Source organism: Stenotrophomonas sp. STEN030, assembly GCF_056759995.1.
The window spans coordinates 1-6,327 of the sequence record NZ_JBRREB010000098.1 but is presented as its reverse complement, the minus strand read 5'-3'; the positions used below and the strand labels follow the sequence as shown (position 1 = coordinate 6,327).

The 6,327-nt window shown below is 61.5% G+C and carries 3 protein-coding genes; all 3 read left to right on the top strand.

Annotated features, from left to right (window positions below; all coding sequences use genetic code 11):
* Positions 1-406 precede the first annotated feature (406 nt).
* Positions 407-2,554: a S46 family peptidase gene (locus ACVOLR_RS19695; protein WP_481537939.1), complete on the top strand. Its 2,148-nt coding sequence runs from the start codon at positions 407-409 to the stop codon at positions 2,552-2,554.
* Positions 2,555-2,699: 145 nt separating this feature from the next.
* Entirely contained in the window at positions 2,700-3,434 is a 735-nt protein-coding gene (locus ACVOLR_RS19690; protein ID WP_481537938.1) for a winged helix-turn-helix domain-containing protein, read from the top strand.
* 332 nt (positions 3,435-3,766) lie between these two features.
* Positions 3,767-6,327: hypothetical protein (locus ACVOLR_RS19685; protein WP_481537937.1), on the top strand; the 2,561-nt coding region annotated here is incomplete at its 3' end.

Sequence of the window (6,327 nt, the reverse complement as noted above, 5' to 3'; positions counted from 1 at the left end):
CCCGGTTACGCTATCAATCCCACGGATGTCTTGGTCGATGTCCCGTGGCTTCTTCCGTGTGTTTCCGCTACGCAATGATACTGGGCTTGGGGGGCTGACGCCGCTCCCACAGAGCTTCGCGCGCCGCACCGGCGCATCGCCGCTTCAACATCAGCCAGCAATCGCTCACTGGAGAGCGGCAGGCCTTTGTAGGAGCGGCGTCAGCCGCGAAGTCGCCGCTCCATCCGCAGCCAATAGCGCATTGCCCACGCCGAAGATCAACACTGTCGCGAGTTCATGCAGCACTGGCTTCGCGGCTGACGCCGCTCCTACAGGCGTTGGCGATAGCAGTGTGACTGCTGGCGGTTGCCGCTCCGAGCGGGGGCCGCTACTGTCCACGCCTGTTCTGTAATCCGCTGGAGTTCCGATGACGCGCAAACCACTTACCGCCGCGCTGGCGCTGGGCATGAGCCTGGCCGCCACTGCTGCCCACGCCAATGAAGGCATGTGGATGCCCACGCAGCTGCCAGAGCTGGCAAGGACGCTCAAGGAAGCCGGCTTCAAAGGTGACCCGAAGCAGTTGGCCGACGTCACCGCGCCGCCGTTGAGCGCGGTCGTGCGTGTTGGTGGTGGTACCGGTTCGTTCGTCTCCGACGAGGGCTTGCTGCTGACCAATCACCACGTGGCCTATGGCGTCATCCAGTACAACGCCAGCAAGGAGCACAACTTCATCGATGACGGCTTCATCGCCCAGGGCCGCGACGATGAGCGCGCTGCCAATCCCGACTACCGGGTGCTGGTAACGGTGGGTTTCGACAAGGTCACCGATGAGGTACTCAAGGACGCGCGTGGCAAGACCGGCCGCGGCTATTACGACGCGGTGGAAAGCGCGCGCAAGCGCATCGTCGCCGACTGCGAGGCCGAAGGCGGCGTGCGCTGCTCGGTGGCCAACATGTATTACGGCACTGACTTCTATCGCATTCGCCAGCTGGAGCTGACCGACATCCGTCTGGTCTATGCGCCGCCGCGTGCGATCGGCAATTATGGCGATGAAATCGACAACTTCATGTGGCCGCGTCACACCGGCGATTTCACCCTGCTGCGTGCCTATGTGGGCAAGGACGGCAAGCCGGCACCGTATAGCAAGGACAACGTGCCTTACCATCCGCCGGCACATCTGAAGATGTCGCTGGATGGTCCGAAGGAAGGCGATTACGCGATGCTGGCCGGTTACCCGGGCACCACCTATCGCCTGCGCACCGCCGATGAATTCGCCAGTCAGATCGATACCGTGCTGCCGCGCCGTGTCGAGGTGTTCCAGCAGTTGATCGACGTGATCGAAGCGCAGGGCAAGAGCAATGCCGATGCGCGCACGCGCTATGCCTCGCAGCTGCAGTCGCTGAAGAACAATCGCAAGCGTGCCGCCGGCGAACTGGAAGGCCTGCTGCGCAGCGATGCCAAGACCCAGCGTGCACAGGACGAGCAGGCGATGCTGGCCAGCGCCGATGGCAAGTACAAGGCTGATATCGACGCGCTGTTTGCGTCGCTGACAGCGGCGCAACAGGCAGGCGCCAGTGAGTTCCTGCTCAGCACCTTGACCGGACAGACCCAACTGCTGCGTTCGGCAATGCTGATCGAGCGCCTGCGCATCGAATCGGCAAAGCCTGACGCGCAGCGCGAGAGTGGCTACCAGCAACGCGATCAGGCCCTGATCGAAGGTGTGCTCAAGCAGGTGCAGCGTCGCTACGATCCAACGACAGAGAAGGCGCTGATCAGTGCGCTGATGCTGCGTTACCAACAATTGCCCGACGACCAGCGCGACCGTGGTTACGACGAAGTATTCGGCCGCACACCGGCACAACTGGCGCAGCGTCTGGATGCGCTGTACAAGGGCACCGGCTTGGGCGCTGAGGAAGCGCGCCTGTCGCGCTTTGCCAGCGCCAAGCAAGGCGAAGCGGTAGCTGCAGACCCGCTGATGCAGGCCGCGGCCGCGCTGGTACAGGCGCAGATCGCAACGGAGGCCAAGAGCAAGGAGCGCGAAGGCGAGCAGCTGCGCCTGCGCCCGTCCTATATGCAGGCCTTGTTTGCCTGGCGTGCGAGCCAGGGCAGGGCGGTTTACCCGGATGCCAACAGCACCCTGCGTATCAGCTACGGCAAGGTCGAGGCGCTGCACCCGCGTGATGCGGTCAGCTATTTGCCGGTGACCACAGTGGCTGGCATCGTGGAGAAGAACACCAACACGGTGCCGTTCGACGCACCCAAGCCACTGCTGGCAGCGATCGCAAAGGGCGACTTCGGTAGCACCGCCGATCCGGCCTTGAAGACGCAGACAGTGAACTTCCTGACCAACCTGGACACCACCGGCGGCAACTCCGGTTCACCGGTGCTCAACGCCAAGGGCGAGTTGATTGGCCTGAACTTCGATTCCAACTGGGAATCGGTCAGCGCCAGCTGGTGGTTCGACCCGCGCTACAAGCGTGCCGTGCACGTGGACATGCGCTACCTGCGCTGGCTGTTGGCGAAGGTGTACCCGGCCCCCGCATTGCTACAGGAAATGGGCGTGCCTGCCGAGTAAGAGCCAGAGAATGGGCGTCGCGGGAGTGGCGCCCATTCCATTCATAAAACGGTGTGTACCCCGTTTAGGCGATAACTGACATTACGCTAGGCTAAAATCCCGGTTATCGGTGGGCTGTCTACTGGCAGTCCGACAGGGAGAGTGTGTGGCATCGGATCTGAACTATGCGCGCGTGGGCGCAGCCAATCCCACGGCCTTGGCGCCACTACGTATCTGGATTGTCGGCAACCTGGAGCTGTTGCAGCCGTTGTTGCCCTATGGCGCCCAGATCCAGGCCCTGGACAGTGTCGAAGCGCTGTACCGCGAGTTGGTGATCATTCCCTGCGACATCGTGGTCATCGATACCACCCGGGTCCGTGCCGGCATGGTCGAGACGGTCGAGCACCTGCGCCGTCGTGATGATCTGGGTGTGGTCCTGTTGGTCGACCCGAATACCCCACAACTGATTGCTGATGGCCTGTGGGCCGGGGCTGACGCCTGCCTGCCGCACCGGCCGGAGCCGGAATTCCTCGCTGCCAAGCTGTACAGCCTGCGCCGGCGCTTGCCTGGCGAGGCGGCGCAGCTGATGGAAACCGGCGGAGTCGGCAATAGCCCCTGCTGGGCGTTGGAATCCGACGGCTGGGACCTGCGTGGGCCCAATGCGCAGGTACTGGCGCTGACCGAGGCCGAACGCGCATTTCTCACTTTGATTTTCTCATCTCCGGGCGAGACAGTCGCCCGCGAACGCTTGATTGCCGCCCTCACCGACCAGCCCTGGAGCTTTGATCCGCACCGGATTGAAGTGCTTGTGCACCGTTTGCGTAACCGTGTGCAGTCGGCCACCGGCTGTACCCTCCCGGTTCGCGCAGTTCGGGGTGCCGGCTACCGTCTTACGGTCTAGGTCACACTTTTTTATTCAGCATGCATTCACTAAATTGAAAGCGTGCCAATTCACATTCATACGCGACCGTATGTGTAATTCCTGCGTGAAATCAAAGTGATAGCGGTTTAACGCTCACGCCCGGAAGCCCGTCGAGTAAGCAAGTGAGAGTTTCCGTCACAAAACGGAACTGAATAGCCGTGGATGCGCCGTAAGAATCCGCGCCAACACGAGCACCGACCGGTGCTGGATTGGCGGTTCGTTTTTGGGGCGAACCGTCTGACGAACATGAATTCTCCCGGGCTGCCAATGACTGGCGGCTCGCGCGCGCAGGTTTTGCAGAGGCTTCCCCGTTGAACAACCAAATCGAGCAATCCGTTTCCCGCCATTCCGCCAATCCATTGGCCTGGCTCAAGGTTTCGATGTTCTCCCGGCGGGTGCCGAGGCCCGCCTCATGGTTGCTCAATCCGGCCAGGTTGTTCGCCTCGATGGTGGTGGCGTTGTCAGCGCTTCTGCTGTTGGGCTTTGGCGCTGATGCGCAGGCGGCCAACAAGTGCGCAATGGCCGACCCGAACTCCAAGGGTGCCCATGTCTCGGAGATTTGCTGGCTCCAGCTCAATGGTGTGAGTTTCACGACGAATGGCTCAACACCGCTGACGTTTGACCTGCCTGATGGCTCAACCATGCAGGTCAATGTGGTCGTCTCCGGTAGCTCCGGTGGTGGCTTGGCCGCAGCCCAGTCACCAAGCTGGAGCGGCTCCCAGTTCAGTGGTACGACTGGCTACTACACCATCTATACGCCAAACCAGGCGGTGCTTTACACCCCGGGTAACTCCGCCAATAGCACCAGTGTAAAACTGGAGAACATCCGTCTTTTTACGCCGACCGGTACCCCAGTCGATCACGCTTATGAAGTGATCATGGCTGACGGTGAATCCAGCAACGAAAACGAAAGCCTCGACTTTGGCGTGCAATCCGGTGGTAGCCCACTGACGCTTCTGGAGTGGCTGGGTGCATCGACTGCCAATAACCTGACGATTCAGAGTCACGCGGGCAGCACCACCGCCTGTGGTGGTTTTGGAGCCATCGATTGCCGTCGATTGCTCGGGAAAGCAGGTACTGCAAATGCTGCGGTGTTCACGACAACACGCGTGCCCGGGCCAACAGTGTTCACCGTGGTGGGTCAGGTTCACACCAGTGGTTCCAACAAACAGGGTTTCGCATTCGGCCTGCGTTGGGGCGGTGTAAAGCTGCGCAAAGAGATTGTGGGTCTGCTCAGCCCCAATGATCGTTTCAATTACGAGACGATCAACATCAAGGGCACGCGGATGGACTCCGCGACCACGGCGACCGCTGCCAGTGGCCAGCAGAAATATGTCACCGCCCAGGCGGTGATGCCAGGCAATACCATCACGCTGAAGGAATCGATGGCAGGTGGCCCGTCCACGTTGACGCAGTACGACAAGACCATCAGCTGTACCAACAGCAATTCCAGTAGCAATACGGTACTGCCGAGTGGCGCCTACGACCCGGATGCGCCACCTGGAATTGACCTGAAGAACAAGGGCGACAATGTTGCCTGTACGATCACCAATACGCCTCGTATCGTTGATCTGAAGATCACGAAAAGCGCGCCCGCCACGGTAGAGGCAGGGAAGTCGTTCGACTACGTACTGAAGATAGAGAACATCGGTACGCATCCCGCGACTGCGCCAACGTACTCCGATACATTGCCTGCCGGTTTTTCCAACCTCGCCGCCGACGCGGTGAGCTGCCGCCCCGTGTCCGGCGCAGCAGTGTGCGGCAGCAATCATGTTGCAAGCGGAACCACGGCGTCGGGTTCGATCGCGAGTCTGCCGCCTGGCGCTGTGGTCGAGGTCGTCATCAAAGCGATTGCGCCGGCGATCAAGACGACGCTGACCAATACCGCGAGCGTTGCTTGGGCAACCACCGATACAACGGTTGGTGAGCCCGCGTCGAGGTTGGCGGACAATACCTCCAGCGCCACGACCCGGATACTGTCGCCGGTACTGACCTTGACCAAGGCCGCCTCGTCCGCAAGTTTCACCGAGGGAGTAGAGGCGAACTATACGCTCGTGGTGACCAATACCGGCGATCTGGCCACGACCGGTCCGATCGAAGTCGTCGACCAGCTACCCGTCGGGTTGACCGCCGGCACCTTGCCGATCGGCTGCGTGATCACGGGCCGTACGGTGACCTGTTCTTACAGCGGCGTGCTGGCGATCAACGGTACTCAGCAATGGACCATTCCGGTAACCGCTGATGCCAGCGCGATCGGGAGCTCGGTGGTCAACGCCGCGTCCGTATCTGGCGGTGGCAGCAGCTGTAGCAGTGCCGCCCCCTGTGACAGCAACACCGTCACGACTCCGGTCGTCGGCGCGCCGAAACTGGCCATCGCCAAGAGCCACGTCGGGGACTTCGTCCCAGGCGTTGACGGCGTCTATACGCTGACCGTGAGCAATAGCGGAACGGCTGCGACAAGTGGTGCGGTCACGGTAGTCGACACGCTTCCTTCCGGTCTCAGCTATGTGTCGGGGACCGGCGCAGGCTGGGCATGCAGCGCGTCAGGTTCGACGGTGAGCTGCACCCGGGCAATTGCTATTGCAAGCGGTAGCTCGGCCCCAAGCATCACGCTCACCGTGGCGGTCGCACTGAGCACGGCAGATTTGGTAACCAACACGGCCAGCGTTGGCGGTGGTGGCGATAGCGCATGTCCAGTGGCGTCGCGCTGCAACACCACCGACGTCACCACGGTCAACAAGACCGCCAGCTTCACGCTGGCCAAGAGCGCTGCCGTGGCCGACAGCAATGGCAACACCGTCATTGGTGATGCCGGTGACGTGATCACCTACACCTTTACGGCCAGCAACACCGGTACGGTGGACCTGAGCAA